Below are 17,214 nucleotides of genomic sequence, written 5' to 3'. Positions count from 1 at the left end.
TTCCGTCATTGCAGGGCTGCAATTCGGCCCATGCGGTTGTTCTTATGATGGGCACACTTCGGCCTAGATGGTCATAGCTGAGCACAACCCGAAGGAAGCAGAGTATTTTTGAAGGGAAATCAGCTGCGACTCTCGCATCCCCTCATTGCATCACTGCGCTGTTTCACAGTGCCGCCGGACGGGTATTTCAGCGACAGGGCAGTCGGATAATAATGAGAAGGACAGGTGGCTGGGGCGTCTACGGCCGCCGTGAAACGGCCCGGGGTCCTGGCTCGGACACCAGCCGCGAAATGGCGGTCAGACCTCTCGCGTCCAACCGGCGCCGCCTCAGAGCACAGGCGCCACCGGGCCGTTGCCGGCGCCGAGCGCGATCTCCTTGTCCTCTCCGCCCCAGCCGTCCGTCGTACTCCACACGACGTGGACCCCGAATACCCCTCTCACGGTGTCGGCCGCCCAGCCTTCGGCGGGCGGTTCGGAAAGCACCAGGTACAGACGATCGGCGGTTTTCGGCAGAGTGTGGTTGATCTCCAGCAGCCGCGTGGCTCCGGCACGGAGGTCCGGGTAGGCAGAGCGTCCAGCACCAAGGACTTCGTAGAGAAAGAGACCATCCTGACCGACGAGGCTGACGTCGATGAAGGACGAGTCGGACGGTTTCAACCCTGCCCTGAGCAGAGCGGCCTTCAACTCGTGGCGCACCGCCTCATGGGTGTTGCAGTTGCGGTCGGCCTCCGAAGCGATCGTCAACTCGCGCTGAAGGCTCTCCTCGCCTGCCCGTCGGCCAGGTGTCGCTTCTTCGTCGTTCCTGGGGGCGATGGCGTGCACTTCGGGCTCCTTCTCAGGTCCTGTTTCCGGCGGGCTGCTGGGCTCGGATGGCGTGTCGCGTGCGACCTCGGGCTCGGGGGCAGGTACGACGTCGGTTACTGCGGTGGTGCCGATGAGTCCCCGCAGACGTTCCCGGGCTTCGGACAGAGTGAGGGCCCAGCCGCTTCGCTCAACGTCCGACAAAGCTTTGGTCCCCGGAGTGACCTCACCGGACATGACCGCGTCACGAGTGCTCTGCGCGAGGTCGCGCAGAGCTCCCAGTCGTCCCGCGTCCGGAGATCCGAGCAGGTGCCAGACACTGAGCCAGTCGGCCTGGTCCCGGCGCAGGCAGCGGTTCGCCATGCCTCTCAGCTCCGAAAGCCGGGCCGTGGCATCCGGCGGGACCGTGTCGCCGCGAACGATGTCGCCCAGAACGCCGAGCGCCGCCTCGTAACGTGCCGCCATGCCGGCCGAGATGGGCTTGCGGCCGAAGTCGCTGGCCGAGATCAGGCTCACCCGTGCTTCGTTGCGGATCACCCAGGCGTCCAGCTTCGATCCGACAGAGGGGGCCGGTGAGCCGTGACGAAGAACGAGGAAAAGCCTGCGCTCCGTAGGGGGCGAGAGAGCCTGGACCCTCCAGTGTGAGCCGGGGCCGGGGCCGAGTACCCGCACCCGGACGTTGTCGCCGACCGCCAGCCCTGGCGGGCGGGACGTGCCGGACGTGCCGCCCCCTCCGGACCCGTGGGTTTCCCCGGGCACCTCGGGATTGGAAGGCGCTTCAGCCGCATTGTCGCGGCCTCCCATGAGCGCCTCCGGCAGCGGTGAAGTGTGGAGAACGGTCAGAGTCTGGGTACTGCGGGTCAGGGCCACATACAGCTGGCGCAGACCTGCGGGTCCGCGATCGGCAATGGTCGTCGGATCCAGGACCAGGACATGGTCGAATTCCATGCCCTTCGCCTCGGCCGCGGCCAGCACGGACACGGCGTGCAGCCGCTCCGGGGTCATACCGTCCGCCCGCTCCACCCGGCCGCGGACCTCGTCCAGCCAGTCGGAGTCGTCGGGCACGATGACGGCGACCGATCTCAGGGACCGCCCGTCGTCAGTACCTACGAGCTGGGCCGTGCGGGTCACCGTCTCGTCCAACAGCTCCCAGGGTGTCGTCGGAACCAGCCGTACAGCTTCCCCGTCGGCCCGGCGGACAGCGACCGGGTACGGAAGCGACGGCGCGACCGCCAGGGCCAGGGGAGCCACGAACTCCATGATCTGAGCGGGCACGCGGTAACTGGTGTTCAGCTCCGCCACATGCCAGGCACCCCGGCCTGAAAGGAGCCCGCCCAACCGGCCCCATGCGGCGTACGTGTGAGGACCGGTGGCCTGTGCCAAGTCGCCGAGTACGGTCATCGATCCGGTCGGGCAACGCCTCTGCAACGACCTCGCCTGCATCGGCGTCAGATCCTGCGCCTCGTCGACGACGATGTGACGGTACCGCTGCGGGGCCTCACCGGCGAGGAGGAAGCGCAGCTCCTCCAGACACACCAGATCGTCGAGGGTCCAGGCTTCCTCCGCCGCGCTTTCGGCCCTCGGCCTCTGCAACGCGGCCTGTTCACTGTCGCCGAGGACCTGCGACGCGCACTCCCGCAGCTTGTCGGGCGAGTTGAGCAGACTCCGCAGAGCTTCCTCCGGACTCAACGCCGGCCAGGTCCGGTCGACAAGTGCCGTGACCTGCCGGTGGCGTTCGAGGTCCCGGCGCACCGTCGTGTCCCCGCCGCGCCGCGGCGCCAGCCGGACCAGTTCGCCCAGCAGCCGGTCGACCAGCAGAGCCCGGAAGCGGTCCCGGCGCGCGCGGTAGGCACCGGTGCCCTCGCGCACCTCGCGCAGAAGGTCGAGCACCTCTGAGCGAGGCAGGCGCAGCATCGTGCTGCCCACGGCCACGGTGAACGCCGGCTCGTCACTGTCGTGCGAGGGTGCGGTGGTCAGGGAGTCCAGTGCTTCCGGCCTGCACTCGCTCTCCACGCGGCGTTGCAGCACGGTCGCCATCCGGTCGTCGGACTTGACCAGCCTCGCCTTGGGGGAATCGGTGCCGCTGACATCACCCTGCCAGAGGCGCGAGAGCTGAACGGCGTTGACATTGCGGGTACCGAGCGTGGGCAGCACCCGGCCCACGTACTCCAGGAAGTTCTGGTGCGGTCCCACCACCAGGATGTCCTGTGGGCGGAAGTGGTCGTTGTTCACGAGCCAGGTCACCCGGTGCAGTCCGACCGCGGACTTTCCGGTGCCCGGGCCGCCCTGGATCACGAGCACGTCCGCCGGTGAACCGGTGACCAGAGCCATCTGGTCACGCCGGATCGTCTCGACGATGTCCCGCATCCGTCCGCTGCGGGACCGGCGGAGTTCCCGGAGCAGGAACTCGTCCACACGCTGCGGCTTCTTCCTGCGCCGTCGGCCGGCTTCACGAGGTGACGGGACCCGGGAGAGTACGGGGTCCTCGGCGGGGGCGATTTCGGGAATGCGGTGCCCCGCGGGGGCCGTCTCCGGCACATGGTCGAAGGCAGTACGCGGCGGAGCCACCGTGTCGTCGCGGGTGACGGGGGCTGCCATGCTCTGACCACCGGGTGCGGGAGGCGGGGATATCTCGTCCAGATAGTCCTCGACCGTCCGCTGCGCACAACGTAACTGCCGCCGCAGGCGCACCTCCCCGGGTTCCTCCGGCTGCGCGTTGTACCACTTCTTGGCCAGCTCGGTCGTCCAGAGGACCACCACCTGGTCCCGGGTCCTGGGATCGGACACGGCGCGGCGCCCGATGTAGAAGGTCTCGGACTCCTTCGTGCCCGGCTCCTGTACGTCAACCCTGCTGACGACCAGGGCTTCCTCACCCAGACCGCCGTACTCCTCGGCCCTGGCCTCGGCCTCCTTGCGGGCCGCGATGGCGTCCTTGCCGCTGGCTGCCGCCGAGGCGGGCGACTGTTCGGCAATCTCCGCAAGGCGGGCCTCGTAACAGTCGTAGGCTCGGTGCACGGCCTTCTGCTCGTCGGCGACGACCGCTTCCCGTGATGTCGTGCTCACGTGTATCCCTCCGTACAGCGCGCGCTTGCGCTGCGACGGGCTGACGCCCGGAACCAGGGTCATAGGATTAGCAGAAGTCCGGGGGCAAAGTGTGACCAATTGCGCAATCGGGCAACAGTGAGGTCCACTTCGCGCGCGATGCGGAGGGTCATGGCGGCCCCTGATACCGCCCCGCCGCCATCGCGGCGGGCGCATCGATGAGGAGCTCTGGCCGAACAGGGGGTGGCGGTTCACCCGAAGGCCTCATGGCCGCACCGCCACCTCCGCCCAGACGACCTTGCCGAGGGGAACACGCGGCGTGACACCCCAACGGGTGGCCAGCATGTCCACGAGAAGCAGACCGCGCCCTGACTCGTCGTCGGGAGACGGCACGGCCGCATGGGTCGGGGGCCGGTCCGAGGACGCGTCCGACACCTCGATACGGATCAGACCTCGCCGCACATCCGAGCTCAGGCGAAGCCTGAAATCGCGCCCTGGCACTCGCCCGTGGCGTACGGCGTTGGTGGCGAGTTCCGCCACCAACAGGGCGACGGTGCAGGAGAGGTCCGACGTGGGCGGATGTCCCCACTCCTCCAGGCGCCGCACTGCCAGCCGCCGGGTGAGCCGGGCTCCCCGGGCCGACGAGGTGAACTGTGCGGCGAACGTGTGGTCTTCGGCCCCGGCGTCGTGGGCTTCCTCTCCGAGCACCCCTACGGCCGATTCCGTCTCGCGCTCCGGGCCGTCGCCCGACATGTCCATGGTCTTCAGCACGTGCCGTCCATCCCAGTCCGTCGATGCATCGCACGACCCACAGCGCCCGCAGCGTGTACGGGTCGTGACGTTCCGTGCTCAAGAATCGTCCGGCGCGCCTACGCTCGGAAGGTGATTACGCCTTACATCGAAAGCGGTAAGGAACGGAAGTGAGTCCATGGCCAAAGGAATTCAGCCCGAGGAGTCGATGGCTGCGCTCTTCGGCTCACGTGTCCGCAGACTCCGTACGGCCGCCGGGCTGACCCAGGCCGAACTGGGCGCCAGGACGCATGTGGTGAGCACCCGGATCACACAGATCGAGCGCTCGTCGGGGGCGAAACCGACGCTGGAGCTGGCACGGGCGCTCGACGCGGCCCTCGGGGCGGACAACCTGCTGGTGGACCTGTGGCCCTACGTCTACCGCGAGGCGTTCCCCGACTGGTCGCGGGCGTTCATGGCGCACTCGGCGCGGGCGGTGTCCATCGGGCAGTACGCGGCGCATGTGGTGCCGGGCCTGTTGCAGACCGAGGAGTACGCTCGGGCCGTCCTGCGGCTCGACGCGCTGCTCAGCAGCGAGGAGCAGCTGGAGGAGCGTGTCACCGCACGAATGGGACGGCAGCAAAGGCTCGGTTCGCCCGACCGCCCGAACCTGTGGGTGGTCCTGGACGAAGCGGTGCTGAAGCGGCCAGTCGGTGGCAAGGCTGTGATGCAGGGCCAGTTGGCCCGGCTGCTGGAGGCGGCTGCCGAGCCCCACATCACCGTGCAGGTGCTTCCGTTCGACCAGGGCGAGCACGAGGCGATGGGCGGATCGCTTTCGGTGCTGACCCTGCCGGACAGCACCGAAGTGGCCTACACCGAGGGCGCGGACTACGGACAACTTATCGAGGAACCGGCAGACGTCCGCCGCTACTCGGTGATTTACGATCGGCTGCGGGCAGTAGCCCTGCCCCCGCTCATGTCGCTCGACATGATCCGGTCCGTGATGGAGGGCAACTACCGTGCAGCGACTGTCCCGTCCCGATCTGAACGCCGCCGCGTGGCGCAAGAGCAGCTACAGCAATCAGGCAGGGGGCGACTGCGTCGAGGTGGCGGACGGATTCCCCGGCGTCGTGCCCGTCCGTGACAGCAAGGCCCCGCATGGTCCGGCCTTGCTCCTCTCGGCAGCCTGCTGGGCCTCATTCATAGGCGAGTTGAAGGTCGGCCACCGGCACTGAGCCGACCGGGAACCGGCTCGCACAGCGGCCTCCCGGAACCGCCGGAACCTCGCGCGCGGGGGTCCGGCGGGCCACGAACTCATGGATCGCCCACGGCCTCGACCAGTCCTGGGTCCCGCTGTCGAAGGACGGCCGGATCAAGACACGGGAGCTGGAGATCCAGCCCGTTTCAGAGCGTGGGGCGGTGCTCTTCTACCTCGACAACCAGCAGCTCCGCAGTATCGAGATGGTCGAGCGGCTCGACGCACACCGCAACGCGATGTACCGGGCCATCGAGAAGGGCGGCCCCGCCGCCTATGCCGTACGGCATGACCGCCTTGAGCGCACGTGGCCGTGACAGCGGGCTTTCGTCCAGGCGACCGGAAGCGACGCGAGCGAAGATCGCGCGCTGGCGGATCGCAGGCTGCGCGAGGCGGATCAGGCCGCAGACCAGCAACGCGAATGGGAACTGCGGGACGAAGCGTGGAATGCAGAATCCTGGGTTCGCGATGAAGCGGTTGTGCTCGAGGTCCTGCGGCAGACCAGGTTGTCGTTGGGCCTGGCCTCAGCTTCAGCACTGACCGCAGGAGCAGTGGTTCTCTTCGTCGGCCGCCGACGCCCGGCGGCGCCGGGCGAAACATCGGCAGGGTGACCTTGCACGGACAGGCTGCCGACGAGTAGGGGGCAGCGTGACGTTGCCCCCCGGGCTACGCGTCGAACCAGCGCGCCGTTTCCAGTTCGGACGTACGGGACGGGTCCTCCAGCAGTGCCGCCACCTCGAAGCGGCGTGGCCACTGGCCCGTTGCCCACGCCAGCGCCGCCGCCACGCCCTCCAGCGTCGCCGCGTGGATCACGCCGTCCGGGGTGCGGCGCCAGTCCAGTTCCGTGCCGCCCGCGATCAGTTCCTCGTGTTCGATGTACGTCGACGGCGTGGCCGGGCCGAGGAGGACGTGCACCGATTCGGGGACCGCGTGTTCCTCGCCCGGTGTCGTCACCTCCGCCGTGACCGTCTCGCTCAGCCGGCGGACCTGGAAGAGCTCCGCCAGGTCCGCGGCCCGTGAAGGCGACACCGGGAGCAGCGGCATGCCGCCCGTCAGCGGGAGCAGATCGGGCGCGTCCGCGATCACCGCGTCCGCTGCGTCGACCACGCGGACCTCGCCGTCCACGACCGCGCGGAGTTCGTCCGGGAGCGTGACCTGCTCCGGGTCGAGGTCCGCCAGCGCCGTGTACAGGGCGTGCAACTGGGCCGTCCGCACCGGGCGGTCCGGGTCGGCAAGGCGGCCGAGGAGTTCCGCCGCGCCGCCCGGCTCGTCGAGCAGTGCGGCGACCGACGTGCGGACGCCCAGCGCCCGCAGCACCTCGGTGTCCTCGAAGCCCGTCGTGTCGGCGGACTCGTACAGGCCCTCCAGCAGCGGGTCCCCGCCCGAGGCCCGCAGGCCGGCCGGGCGACGGCCGTCCAGGACCGGATGGTCCCGCAGCCACCATGCCGTGTACGGACCCACCGTCTGCGTCGTGCCGTCCGGCAGCAGGATCCGTACGGACTGGGTCAGCGCGTCCCGCAGCGGCGGCTGCGCCAGCAGCGCCAGCGCCTGGGGCCAGCAGTCGTCGTCCACCAGGTCCAGATCGCGCACCGCGACCAGCTCGGTTGCGACCGGCGGCACCGGCGTGTCCGGCAGCCGGTCGAGAACGTCCTCGCACCACACGTCGACCGCGTCCAGCAGACCCGGATCGTCCGGCTCGGCGAAGTCCCCGTCGCGGGGCTCCAGTTCATCGGGGTCGAGGACGACATCCGTGGCCCGTACGAGCGCGAAGTTCGCCAGCACACCGCACGCGGCGAGCGGCTGCTCACCCCATCGTTCGGCCAGCTCGGCGTCGCACAGCGCCAGTTCGTCCTCGCTCATCACGGAGGCGAACGGGCTGCCCGGGAGGACCAGTTCACCCGCAGGAGCGAGTTCGCCGTCCTCGTCCGGCAGCGCCAGCGCGCCCAGCCACGGCTCGTCGCCGGGCTCGAGGCCCGCGTCCCGTACGAGTGCCAGCACCGTTTCCGCGAGCTCGTCCGCGTCCAGCGCGGCACCGTCCCCGGCTCCGTCGTACCAAACCTCGCCCGCGTCCAGCGAGCCCGCCACCGCCGTCCGCACCTGCGGTGTCGTCAGTACGGCGCGCGGTGTCGCGGGCAGCGCGCCCAGCTTCTCGAGCAGGGGGTGCGCGGCCTCGGGATGGACGACTTTCAGGCCGAGCCGGGCCAGTTGCGGCGGAGTCTCGGCCAGCGGCAGCAGCGTCTGCCGGGGCCCGATCGTCGTACGTCCGTCGGCCAGTGGCACGGGCAGCCCGGACAGCCGGTCCGGGTCGACGCCCGCGAGGCTGTCGTACAGCCGCTGCCACCAGCCCGGCTCGCGCTCAAGACCCGCGAGCCGGTCGATCGCCTCGGTCAGCGGCACCCGCGCGACGCCGAGCGTACGCAGCTCGACGCGGCGCTCAAGACCCGCGGGCAGCAGGCTCGGCATGACCTCGGCCAGCACCTGTACGGTCTCCGCGCCCGCGCCCTCCAGGACTTCCGCCTCGATGGGGCGCAGCCCGGCGGAGATCTCGCGGTCGGGCAGACCGGTGTCCTCGCCGGACACGTCGCGCGGGGCGGCCGCCTCCAGGAACGCCGTGCGCGGCAGCCGCTGCAGAATCTCCGCCCGCAGCGCGCCGTCCAGCTCGCCCTTGCCGAGCGGGCCCGGCACCAGGTCGATGGTGCCGACGCTCACCGGCTGCCAGTGGCCGAGCAGTTCGGCGTACGCGTCCGCCGCCTTGCGCACCAGGAAGTCGGTGAGCGGCCCGGGCGCCGGGTGGCGGCGGGTGGTGTCCAGCGGGAGCGAGGCGATCAACAGCGCGGGTACGCCGAGGGGTTCGTCGGTGGGTGTCGGCGCGTGCACCACGGGGGCGGTGCGCGGACGGGCGGGCGCGCCCTCGTCGTCCACGGGCACGGCCCAGGTGACGGTCCAGTGCGGCCGCAGCCGCTCCTCGACGGGCCGGTCCGCAAGCAGCTTGGGCTCGATGCCGCCGCTGTGGCTGACCACCCGCCAGCGCCGGTCGCCGCCGGTGCTGTCGTCGATGTGTACGTACGCCCCGTGCACGGAGCGCCTCAACTCCCGTACGCCGTCCGGGGTCTCGATGACGATCTCGGCGAGACCGGGCAGCGTGAGCAGCAGCGCGTCGTCGACCCCGGCGAGCAGCCGATCGACCAGGTCGACCGCGGCGCCGTCGCGCAGGGGCAGGACGACCACCGTGTCGTACCCCTCGGGCGCCGTGCCCTCGGCGGGCAGCGGCAGCCGCAGCAGCGGGACATGACCGTCGCGGCGGCGCAGCTCGTCGCCGAGGCCGGGGCTCGCCTGGGCCGCCTGCTGGGCCAGTCCCCTGGCTTCCGCGAGGGACCAGCGCACGCCGCCGTGGCGGCCGACGACCGCCGGCTCGTCGCTCACGGCGAGGACAGCCGCGAAGCCGACGCCGAAGCGGCCGACGGCGGCCTCATGGCCCTCGCGCTTGGCCGAGGCGCGCAGGGTGCTCAGGGACTCGACGCCGGTCGCGTCCAGCGGCGCGCCGGTGTTGGCGGCGGCGAGTACGGCAGGCTGGTCGGCCGTGCCCGGCCGCAGCGTCAGCCGGAGCCGGCCCCGCACACCTGCTCGCGCCGCGGCGTCCGCGGCGTTCTGGGCGAGCTCGACGACGAGGCGGTCCCGGTAGCCGCCGAGTACGAGGTCCTCCTCGGCGTTGGCGTCCTCCCGGAAGCGGGCGGGACTGGCCCCCCACGCGTCGAGCACCCCGCGCCGCAGCCGCGCCGTCCCGAAGGGGTCGGCCCACTCGGTCGTCCTGACGCTCACGCTGCGACTCCGCTCTCTCCGGTTAACACCGATGCCTGTGCGGCCGAAGGTACCCCCGTACGGGCGTCCGTGGTGACCGTGGGCCGCAGGCGTTGGCCGTTACTGCCCGGTGAGTGGGCTTGAGGCCTGTCGGGCGGACGCCGAACCGGCCCGCCCCGGCGGGCGGGCCATCGAGGACCGATGAAGGACAGCGAAAACTTACGAGTGGCCGAGATCCTCGGACTCGCCGTCCGGTTCCGGCGAGACCGAGCCGCTGTCGCGGACCGGTCGCAGCGGGAACTCGTCCGCGCCCATCGAGTCCAGCACCGGCGGCGGAGGCTTCGGCGTCTTCGGCATCACCGCCGCCTCGGAGTGCCCTCCGCAGCCGTACGCCAAGGACACCACCCGGCCGTCGGCCGGTGAGAACTCATTCGCGCACACTCCGAACGCCTGCCGCAGCGAACCCGCCAGCGGAAGCAGGAAGCCGCAGCTCACGCACGCCGCGGGGGCCGCCTGCGCCATCGGGGTGCTGGGTCCGAAGGCGTCCTCCCAGCGCTCCGCCCCGAGCCGCAGCCCGTACCGGGAGAGCACCCTGGCCCGGCGCATGCCGAGCTCTTCGGCGAGCGACGCGATCGAACCGCGGGCGTTGTCGGCGGAGGCATCCGCGGGCCTGCGGTCGGTGAGCTCCGCGTCCTCCGCCTCGACGCGCTCGGCCAGGTCGTGCGACGGCTGGTCCGCGAGCACCGAGTTCGGCAGGGGCTCGTCCTCGCCGGTGTAGCCGGGCTCCAGGCGCGGATCGTCCGCCTCCGTGGGCAGCAGATCGCCCGGGCCCATGTCGCCGGGCCGCAGCCGCTCGCTCCATGGCACCCACTCGGGCGCCAGGAGAGCGTCGGGACCGGGGAGCAGGACGGTTTCGTCGAGGGTGACGACCTTGGCGCGGGAGGCCCGGGCAACGGTGACGGCCCAGCGCCAGCCGCGGTAGCCCATCTCCTTGCACTCGAAGAAGTGCGTGACGACCCGGTCACCCTCCGATACGAGGGACACATGCTCGCCCACCACTCCCGGGGCCGCGGCCTCCTCGGCAGCCGCCCGGGCTAGATCTACCGCCTCGGCGCACAGGCGGTCGGGGGTACGGCTTCGCGTCGCAGCACTCACAGGTCTCGCTTCTCTCCTACGCCGTCTCACGGGTGCGCCGGCCGAGACGTGAGGTACGGGCCGCAGGCGGAGCGGACCGGAGGGCCGCATCGACGTCCGCGCCCGGACCAAGTTGTCTCGGGCACACCTACCGTCATCCATTCTGCGGGATGCCGGAGAGGCGCGCGGCCAAGAACAACCGCCGGTGGCGCGCTACGCACGCTACCCCCTCTGCCGCTCCCCGCCCACCTGCCTGCCCCAACAAGGGGCTAACAACACCGCATCACGGTTCGCCCGGGCGGGGCTTGGGGCACTATGACGGGGTGACAGCCGCGAGGTCGTCCGACGGAGCCGGGCAGCTCAGAAGAGCCGGCCGGTCGGTCGGCCGCGCCCTGCATCTGCCCTTCACCGGGACGGCGCGCGGCATCCGCAAGGCGACGCACGCGCATGGTGCTGGCGAGTCGGGCCTGGGCAAGCTGATCGAGCTGCACGCGGTCAATGGCGCGGGCGATGTCATGATCACCGTCGCGCTCGCGTCGACGGTTTTCTTCTCCGTACCGACGGACGAGGCACGCGGCCGCGTCGCGCTCTACCTCGCGGTCACGATGTTGCCCTTCACCCTGCTGGCTCCCGTCATCGGACCACTTCTGGACCGCATCCCGCACGGCCGCCGTGCGGCGATGGCGGGCTCGATGCTCACGCGTGCGGTGCTGGCGGTGACGATGTCGGGGGCGGTGGCGACGGGCAGGCTCGAGCTGTATCCGGCGGCGCTCGGGGTGCTGGTCGCGTCGAAGGCGTACGGAGTGGTGCGCAGCGCGGTCGTGCCGCGGCTGCTGCCGCCGGGGTTCTCCCTGGTGAAGGCGAACTCCCGGGTGACGCTGGCGGGGCTGGTGGCGACGGGCATCGCGGCGCCGATCGGGATCGGGCTGCAGAAGGTGGGGCCCGAGTGGCCGCTGTACGGGGCGTGCGCGCTGTTCCTGCTGGGCGCGTACTGGGCGTTCACGATGCCGCACAAGGTCGACTCGGCGAAGGGCGAGCGCAAGGCGCACATGCTGACGCACGGGGAGACGAAGCCCAGTCTGCGGACGGTAGGTCCGTCCGTCCTGCACGGACTCCAGGCGAATGCCGCCTTCCGCTGCCTCTCCGGCTTTCTGATCTTCTTCCTCGCGTTCCTGCTGCGGGACCATCCGCTGGGCGGGCAGAGCGCGGCGGTCTCGCTGGGGATAGTGGGCGTGGCGGCGGGCGTGGGCAATGCGCTCGGCACGACGGTCGGGGCCTGGCTGAAGGCGCGCGGCCCGGAGATGATCATCGCGACAGTGCAGGCGGTGGTGCTGGCGGCGGCGATCACCGCGGCGGTGTTCTTCGGTGCGGGCATGGTCGCGGTCCTGGCCGCGACGGCGGGCCTGTGCCAGGCCCTGGCGAAGCTGTCCCTGGACGCGCTGATCCAGCGCGACGTGCCGGAACAGGTCCGCACCTCGGCGTTCGCCCGCTCCGAGACGCTGCTGCAGATGGCCTGGGTGGTGGGGGGCGCGATCGGCATCGCGCTCCCGCTGAACGGGGTACTGGGGATGTCGGTGGCGGCGGGGATCGTGGGCGTGGGGGCGGGTGTGTCGATCCGGGGCCTTTTGGTGGCAGCGCGGCACGGCAGCCAACCGCGCACGCGGGTCGCCTAGCCACCGGGGCTCCGCCCCGGACCCTGCGCCTCAATCGCCGGCGGGGCTTGAATTTCAAGCCCGTCCGGCGATTGAGGACGAACCCGCCGCCGGGGCGGGCCGCCCGGCGTGACGCGCGGCACGGTGACCCCCGCGTGGCGGGAGACGGTGCGACCGATAGCCTTCGAGCCATGACCGTTGCGTTCTTCTCGGGCAAGCGCCGCCGGGCCGCTGCCGCTCTCGGTGCCGTCTCCGCCGGGCTCCTCGTACTCTCCGCCTGCGACAAGCCGACCCCGCTCGCGACCGTGACCGTCGGCACGGACTCGGTCCACACCGAGGCGGCCTGCTACAACGACGGCAAGCCGATCAAGGAATCGCTGCTGCAGGGCTGCCTGACCGAGAAGCCCGCCAAGACCATCAAGGTCGCCCTGGACGACAAGGTCCGCATGGGCGTCGACCCGGAGATCGCGGACCACGGCTGGACGCTGCTGTTCAGCGGTCAGCCCGTCGAGCAGGAGCCGTACAAGAAGTCGTACCGGACCATCCCCGGCAACGCCTTCTTCTCTTCGCAGACAGGCGAGACCACCAGCAAGACTCCGGTCAGCATCATGGAGACCAGCGGCAAGAAGGTCATCGGCATCTGGCACTTCCAGTTCGAGAAGGAATAACCCCGGAGGCTCCTGTGCGCGTACTGGTGGTGACCGCGGTGGCGGCGGAGGCCGAATCCGTCGCCGCGGGGCTCACCGCTCCCGTACCGCAGACACGGCAGCTGCCCGGCTCGTACACACTCGCCCGCCACGGTGACGTGGACGTACTCGCCGCCGGTGTCGGCCCCGCGGCCGCCGCCGCGGGCACCGCAACCGCGCTCGCCACCGATGCGTACGATCTCGTCGTCTCCGCCGGGATCGGCGGCGGGTTCCAGCCACTCGCGCCCCTCGGCGCGATCGTCGTCGCCGACGCCATCGTCGCCGCGGATCTCGGCGCCGAGACCCCCGAGGGCTATCTCCCCGTCGACGAACTCGGCTTCGGACGCTGTGTCCACCTCCCGCCCACCGAGCTCGCCGCCCGCGTCGCCAAGATCCTGGACGCCGTGCATGCGCCCGTCCTCACCGTCTCCACCGTGACGGGCACCGCCGCCCGCGCCGCCGAGCTGACCGGGCGTCATCCCCGCGCCGCCGCCGAGGCGATGGAGGGCTTCGGAGTGGCCGAGGCCGCCGCGGCCCACTGGGTACCCGTCCTCGAAATCCGCGCTGTCTCGAACCCCGTCGGGCCGCGCGACCGCGCCGCCTGGCGCATCGGCCAGGCCCTGGACTCGCTGCGGCACGCCTTCCAGCAGCTCACCCCCGTCCTCGAGGAAACGCCGTGACCTTGCAGATCGCGTACTCGCCCTGCCCGAACGACACCTTCGTCTTCGACGCGTGGGCACACGGCCGTGTCCCCGGTGCGCCCGCCATCGATGTGACCTTCGCGGACATCGACATCACCAACGGCATGGCGGAGCGCGGGGAATGGGACGTGCTCAAGGTGTCGTACGCCGTGCTGCCGTGGGTCCTCGGCGAGTACGCCCTGCTGCCCTGCGGCGGCGCACTCGGCCGCGGCTGCGGTCCGCTGGTGCTGACCCGCGAGGCGGGTGTGGAACTGAACGGGAAGACCGTTGCCGTGCCCAGCGAGCGCTCCACCGCGTATCTGCTGTTCCGGCTCTGGGCCGCGGCCGCCGTCCCCGGCGCCGTCGGCGACATCGTCGTGATGCCCTTCCACGAGATCATGCCGGCGGTACGCGACGGCAAGGTGGACGCCGGACTCGTCATCCACGAGGCCCGGTTCACCTATCAGCAGTACGGACTGCACTGCCTCGCCGACATGGGCGAGCACTGGGAGTCCACGACCGGGCTCCCCATCCCGCTCGGCGCGATCATCGCCAAGCGCTCGCTGGGCGCCGGGACGCTGCGGACGCTGGCCGAATCCATCCGGACGTCGGTGCGCATGGCATGGGACGACCCGCAGGCCTCCCGGCCGTACGTCCTGGAGCACGCCCAGGAGATGGACCCGAAGGTGGCCGACCAGCACATCGGCCTCTACGTCAATGAGTTCACCGCGGACCTCGGGGACGACGGCTATGCGGCGGTACGGGGACTGCTGACGCGCGCCGCGGCCGAGGGGCTCGTTCCGCCCCTCGGCCGCGATGCGCTCAGTTTCGTGTAGGCGCTATACGTCCAGCTGGTCCGCCACCGCCCGCAGCAGGCCCGCGATCTTCGCGCCGTGCACCTTGTCGGGGTAGCGACCCCGCTCCAGCATCGGCGTGATGTTCTCCAGCAGCGTTGTCAGGTCCTGCACGATGGATGCCAGCTCGTCCGGCTTGCGCCGCTGGGCCGCCGCCACCGAGGGGGTCGGGTCAAGAACCGTCACCGAAAGCGCCTGGTCACCGCGCTGGCCGGCCACCACGCCGAACTCGACGCGCTGGCCCGGCTTGAGCGAGTCCACCCCCTCGGGGAGCACCGAGGAGTGAACGAAGACGTCGCCGCCGTCGTCGCGGGAGAGAAAGCCGAAGCCCTTCTCGCTGTTGAACCACTTGACCTTGCCGGTAGGCACGTCTGTCCTCGTCCTCGTACTCGTTGGGGCGCTGGGGCACCGGAACTGGGGTACCGAAAAAACGGCTCTGGATAGCACTACAGCGGGTCGCCTGACCCGCCACCCCCAAGGCTAATGGTCCAGGGGCTGGTGACAAGACGTCGCCGAGCGGTTCCTATGCGCAGGGAACTACCCTGGCCGGATGACTGCTACTCCTCCCGCCCCGGGTGACGGGCTGGTGCGCGTCGGCGTGATCGTCTTCATCGTCGGCGCCGTGGCCACACTGGTCACCGTGGCCCCGCTGTTTCTGGGGACCGAACCGTTTCCGCCGATCGCCTACGCGGTGTGCATGCTGATGGGCGTCGGGTTCCTGATCGCCGCGGCGGGTGTGCTGCGCTCGATCGCGGCACAGCGCCGAGAGGCCAAATCCGCTCTCTAGTTCTGGTTGTCGCTAGTTCTGGTTGTCGCTCTCGCGGTATGCGCGCAGCCAGGCCGGGAACGCGGTCAGATCGTCGATGATCACGTCCGCTCCGGCATCCCGCAGCTCCCCCGCGTCGCACGGTCCTGTCGGCACGGCGAGCGAGAGCGCCCCGGCGGTGTGCGCGCCCCGTACGTCTCCGATGTGGTCGCCGACGTACACGCTCGCGCCGTGCTCGCGCAGCGCCTCCGCCTTGGCCTCCGCCCACAGCCAGCCGATGACCTCGTCCGGTGCCATCCCCAGGTGCGCGAGGTGCAGCTTGGCGTTCGGTTCGTGCTTGGCGGTGACGACGATCGCGCGGCCGCCGAGGTCCTGGACGGCGGCCACGGCCTCGCGGGCGCCGGGCATGGCGAGCGTCGGCTCGATCGCGTAGGCGGGATAGATCTCGCGGTAGCGGTCGGCCATCTCCTGGATCCGATCCGCGGGGAACCAGAGCGCCAGCTCCTGCTCCAGGGGCGGACCGAGCCTCGTCACGGCCCGGTCGGCGTCGATCCACACGCCGGTCTCGGCACAGAGCGCGCGGTAGGCGGCGTGGATGCCGGGTCGCGAGTCGATGAGGGTCATGTCGAGGTCGAAGCCGACGGTCAGGGGATGCGATGCCATGGGGGCCATTGTGCCCATCCGGCCGCGTGGACCCGCCCGTGCGGGTGTGCGTCAGCGTCGCCGGGCCCGCCACAGCAGGTAGAGCGCGGAGGCGACAGCCGCCCCCTTCACCACCCACGGCCATGTGCCGGCCAGTGCGTCGCGCATCCCGTCCTGCGGGATCGGCTCGCCCCAGCGGCCGTTGACCCGGCCCCACAGCCAGACCAGGCCGGCCGTCACGACCGCGCCGGGCAGGCCGAAGACCGCCCACTTCGCCTCCGCGCGGGAGAGCCGGCGCGAGGCGTACGCGAGGAGCCATCCGACGCCGAGGGCGAGCCAGGAGCCGAGCACGGCGCCGGCGAGCAGTAGAGCGGCGGCGAGCAGCAGGAAAGGGTTGGCGAAGGCGGGCAGCGGCTCGGCCGTTGCGGTACGACGGATGAGCCGCGGACGCAGGCCGCGTGGCGGAACGGCATCCGCCTCGACCGGATCGTCCTCGTCCTCGTCCTCGTCCTCCTCGCCCGCCTCCCCTTCCACGTACACGCGCTCCACTGCCGCCGCTGCCTCCGCGGCCGCCAAGTCCTCCTTGGTCGGCGGGGGTTTGAGTATCTCGGGGATCTCGACGCCGCCGACGAACCCGGCCACGCTCTCGCCCGCCCCGAACGGCCCCGGCTCGACCCGCCACCAGTCGGGCTCGCTGCCCGACGGGCCGAGTTCGTCCATCCCGGCGAGGTGCGGCGGGGACGCGCCGAGGGAGGGCCGCGGGGGCTCGGGCCGATCGACGGCCGCGGTCTTGCGCGGTCGCGGGATCCGACGGCGTACGCGCTGTTCCGGCACGGCGACCCGGGGTGCGGGTGGCGACACCCCCTGGCCGCCGTCGGCCGACGCGGCCGCCACGACCTCGTCCGGCGTACCGAGCCGCCCCAGAATGCGGCGTACGGACGCGGGGGTGTCGGAACCCGACTTCGCCCGCTGCTGGTCGATCTCGTTCCGCAGACCCGACACCAGCCGCATCCGGTCGCCGGACGGCAGCTGGCACTGCTGGGCCAGGTCGCCGACCCGGCTCAGATAGTCGTAGACGAGCTGGTCGCTCTCGATCCCCACCGGCGTTCCCCTGACGTTCCCTGCCCGGCCGCTCCGTCTTCCCGGGCCCGCCCTGTCCCCGACCGTAGCGCTCC

At 71.1% G+C, this 17,214-nt stretch carries 15 protein-coding genes and 1 pseudogene; 9 read left to right on the top strand and 7 right to left on the bottom strand.

Going from position 1 to position 17,214, the window contains the following annotated elements; genetic code table 11:
* Positions 1-327: 327 nt before the first annotated feature.
* Together ACI2LP_RS12850 and ACI2LP_RS12845 are read right to left on the bottom strand one after the other, a co-directional pair.
* Positions 328-3,864, bottom strand: coding sequence for an ATP-binding domain-containing protein (locus ACI2LP_RS12850; protein ID WP_404724557.1), 3,537 nt, complete (start codon positions 3,862-3,864; stop codon positions 328-330).
* 243 nt (positions 3,865-4,107) lie between these two features.
* A complete protein-coding gene (locus tag ACI2LP_RS12845; protein WP_404724556.1) occupies positions 4,108-4,614 on the bottom strand; it encodes an ATP-binding protein in 507 nt (168 codons plus the stop codon).
* 187 nt (positions 4,615-4,801) lie between these two features.
* On the opposite strand from ACI2LP_RS12845, the gene ACI2LP_RS12840 reads away from it, so the two are divergent.
* The 4 genes and pseudogenes from ACI2LP_RS12840 to ACI2LP_RS12825 all read left to right on the top strand — a co-directional run bounded on the left by ACI2LP_RS12840 (position 4,802) and on the right by ACI2LP_RS12825 (position 6,144).
* Positions 4,802-5,716, top strand: a complete 915-nt coding sequence (locus ACI2LP_RS12840; RefSeq protein WP_404724926.1) for a Scr1 family TA system antitoxin-like transcriptional regulator — start codon at positions 4,802-4,804, stop codon at positions 5,714-5,716.
* The gene (locus ACI2LP_RS12835; RefSeq protein WP_404724555.1) at positions 5,679-5,807 is read left to right on the top strand and encodes a DUF397 domain-containing protein; all 129 of its coding nucleotides are present in this window, start codon (positions 5,679-5,681) and stop codon (positions 5,805-5,807) included. The genes ACI2LP_RS12840 and ACI2LP_RS12835 overlap by 38 nt, the downstream gene beginning before the upstream one ends.
* An 85-nt stretch (positions 5,808-5,892) precedes the next feature.
* Positions 5,893-5,952, top strand: a pseudogene (locus ACI2LP_RS12830) (toxin-antitoxin system, toxin component, PIN family protein); the annotation flags it as partial.
* 39 nt (positions 5,953-5,991) lie between these two features.
* Positions 5,992-6,144 carry a hypothetical protein gene (locus ACI2LP_RS12825; RefSeq protein WP_404724554.1) on the top strand — a complete coding sequence of 51 codons (153 nt, stop codon included), beginning with the start codon at positions 5,992-5,994 and terminating at the stop codon, positions 6,142-6,144.
* A gap of 349 nt (positions 6,145-6,493) precedes the next feature.
* On the opposite strand, the gene ACI2LP_RS12820 is transcribed toward ACI2LP_RS12825, so the two are convergent.
* Together ACI2LP_RS12820 and ACI2LP_RS12815 are read right to left on the bottom strand one after the other, a co-directional pair.
* A complete protein-coding gene (locus tag ACI2LP_RS12820) occupies positions 6,494-9,646 on the bottom strand; it encodes a sacsin N-terminal ATP-binding-like domain-containing protein (RefSeq protein ID WP_404724553.1) in 3,153 nt (1,050 codons plus the stop codon).
* Positions 9,647-9,844: 198 nt separating this feature from the next.
* A complete protein-coding gene (locus tag ACI2LP_RS12815; protein ID WP_404724552.1) occupies positions 9,845-10,780 on the bottom strand; it encodes a DUF3027 domain-containing protein in 936 nt (311 codons plus the stop codon).
* Between the two features lie 302 nt (positions 10,781-11,082).
* Between ACI2LP_RS12815 and ACI2LP_RS12810 the strand changes: the two genes are divergently transcribed.
* From ACI2LP_RS12810 to ACI2LP_RS12795, 4 genes are all read left to right on the top strand, one after another.
* Entirely contained in the window at positions 11,083-12,432 is a 1,350-nt protein-coding gene (locus tag ACI2LP_RS12810; RefSeq protein ID WP_404724551.1) for an MFS transporter, read from the top strand.
* A 170-nt stretch (positions 12,433-12,602) separates the two neighbouring features.
* Positions 12,603-13,079 (top strand): DUF2771 domain-containing protein, encoded by a 477-nt coding sequence (locus tag ACI2LP_RS12805; RefSeq protein WP_360868051.1) that lies wholly within the window; start codon positions 12,603-12,605, stop codon positions 13,077-13,079.
* A gap of 14 nt (positions 13,080-13,093) precedes the next feature.
* Complete coding sequence (locus ACI2LP_RS12800; RefSeq protein WP_404724550.1) at positions 13,094-13,777, top strand: futalosine hydrolase; 684 nt, start codon at positions 13,094-13,096, stop codon at positions 13,775-13,777.
* Complete coding sequence (locus tag ACI2LP_RS12795) at positions 13,774-14,613, top strand: 1,4-dihydroxy-6-naphthoate synthase (RefSeq protein ID WP_404724549.1); 840 nt, start codon at positions 13,774-13,776, stop codon at positions 14,611-14,613. Before ACI2LP_RS12800 ends, ACI2LP_RS12795 begins: the two co-directional genes overlap by 4 nt.
* Before the next feature lie 3 nt (positions 14,614-14,616).
* Here ACI2LP_RS12795 and ACI2LP_RS12790 read toward each other — a convergent pair whose 3' ends face one another.
* Positions 14,617-15,000 carry a cold-shock protein gene (locus ACI2LP_RS12790; RefSeq protein WP_404724548.1) on the bottom strand — a complete coding sequence of 128 codons (384 nt, stop codon included), beginning with the start codon at positions 14,998-15,000 and terminating at the stop codon, positions 14,617-14,619.
* Positions 15,001-15,181: 181 nt separating this feature from the next.
* Here ACI2LP_RS12790 and ACI2LP_RS12785 point away from each other — a divergent pair, with 181 nt between their 5' ends.
* On the top strand, positions 15,182-15,418 hold the full coding sequence (locus ACI2LP_RS12785; RefSeq protein WP_404724547.1) for a hypothetical protein: 237 nt from the start codon (positions 15,182-15,184) through the stop codon (positions 15,416-15,418).
* A gap of 12 nt (positions 15,419-15,430) precedes the next feature.
* Here ACI2LP_RS12785 and ACI2LP_RS12780 read toward each other — a convergent pair whose 3' ends face one another.
* Both ACI2LP_RS12780 and ACI2LP_RS12775 read right to left on the bottom strand, forming a co-directional pair.
* A complete protein-coding gene (locus ACI2LP_RS12780) occupies positions 15,431-16,069 on the bottom strand; it encodes an HAD family hydrolase (protein WP_404724546.1) in 639 nt (212 codons plus the stop codon).
* Positions 16,070-16,111: 42 nt separating this feature from the next.
* Positions 16,112-17,140 (bottom strand): hypothetical protein, encoded by a 1,029-nt coding sequence (locus ACI2LP_RS12775; protein ID WP_404724545.1) that lies wholly within the window; start codon positions 17,138-17,140, stop codon positions 16,112-16,114.
* Between the last annotated feature and the right edge of the window lie 74 nt (positions 17,141-17,214).

The organism is Streptomyces sp. NPDC019890 (assembly GCF_044903445.1).
In the GTDB taxonomy this organism is placed as follows: Bacteria; Actinomycetota; Actinomycetes; order Streptomycetales; family Streptomycetaceae; genus Streptomyces.
The sequence above is the reverse complement of the archived record's forward strand: the minus strand, read 5'-3'. Positions and strand labels throughout refer to the sequence as shown.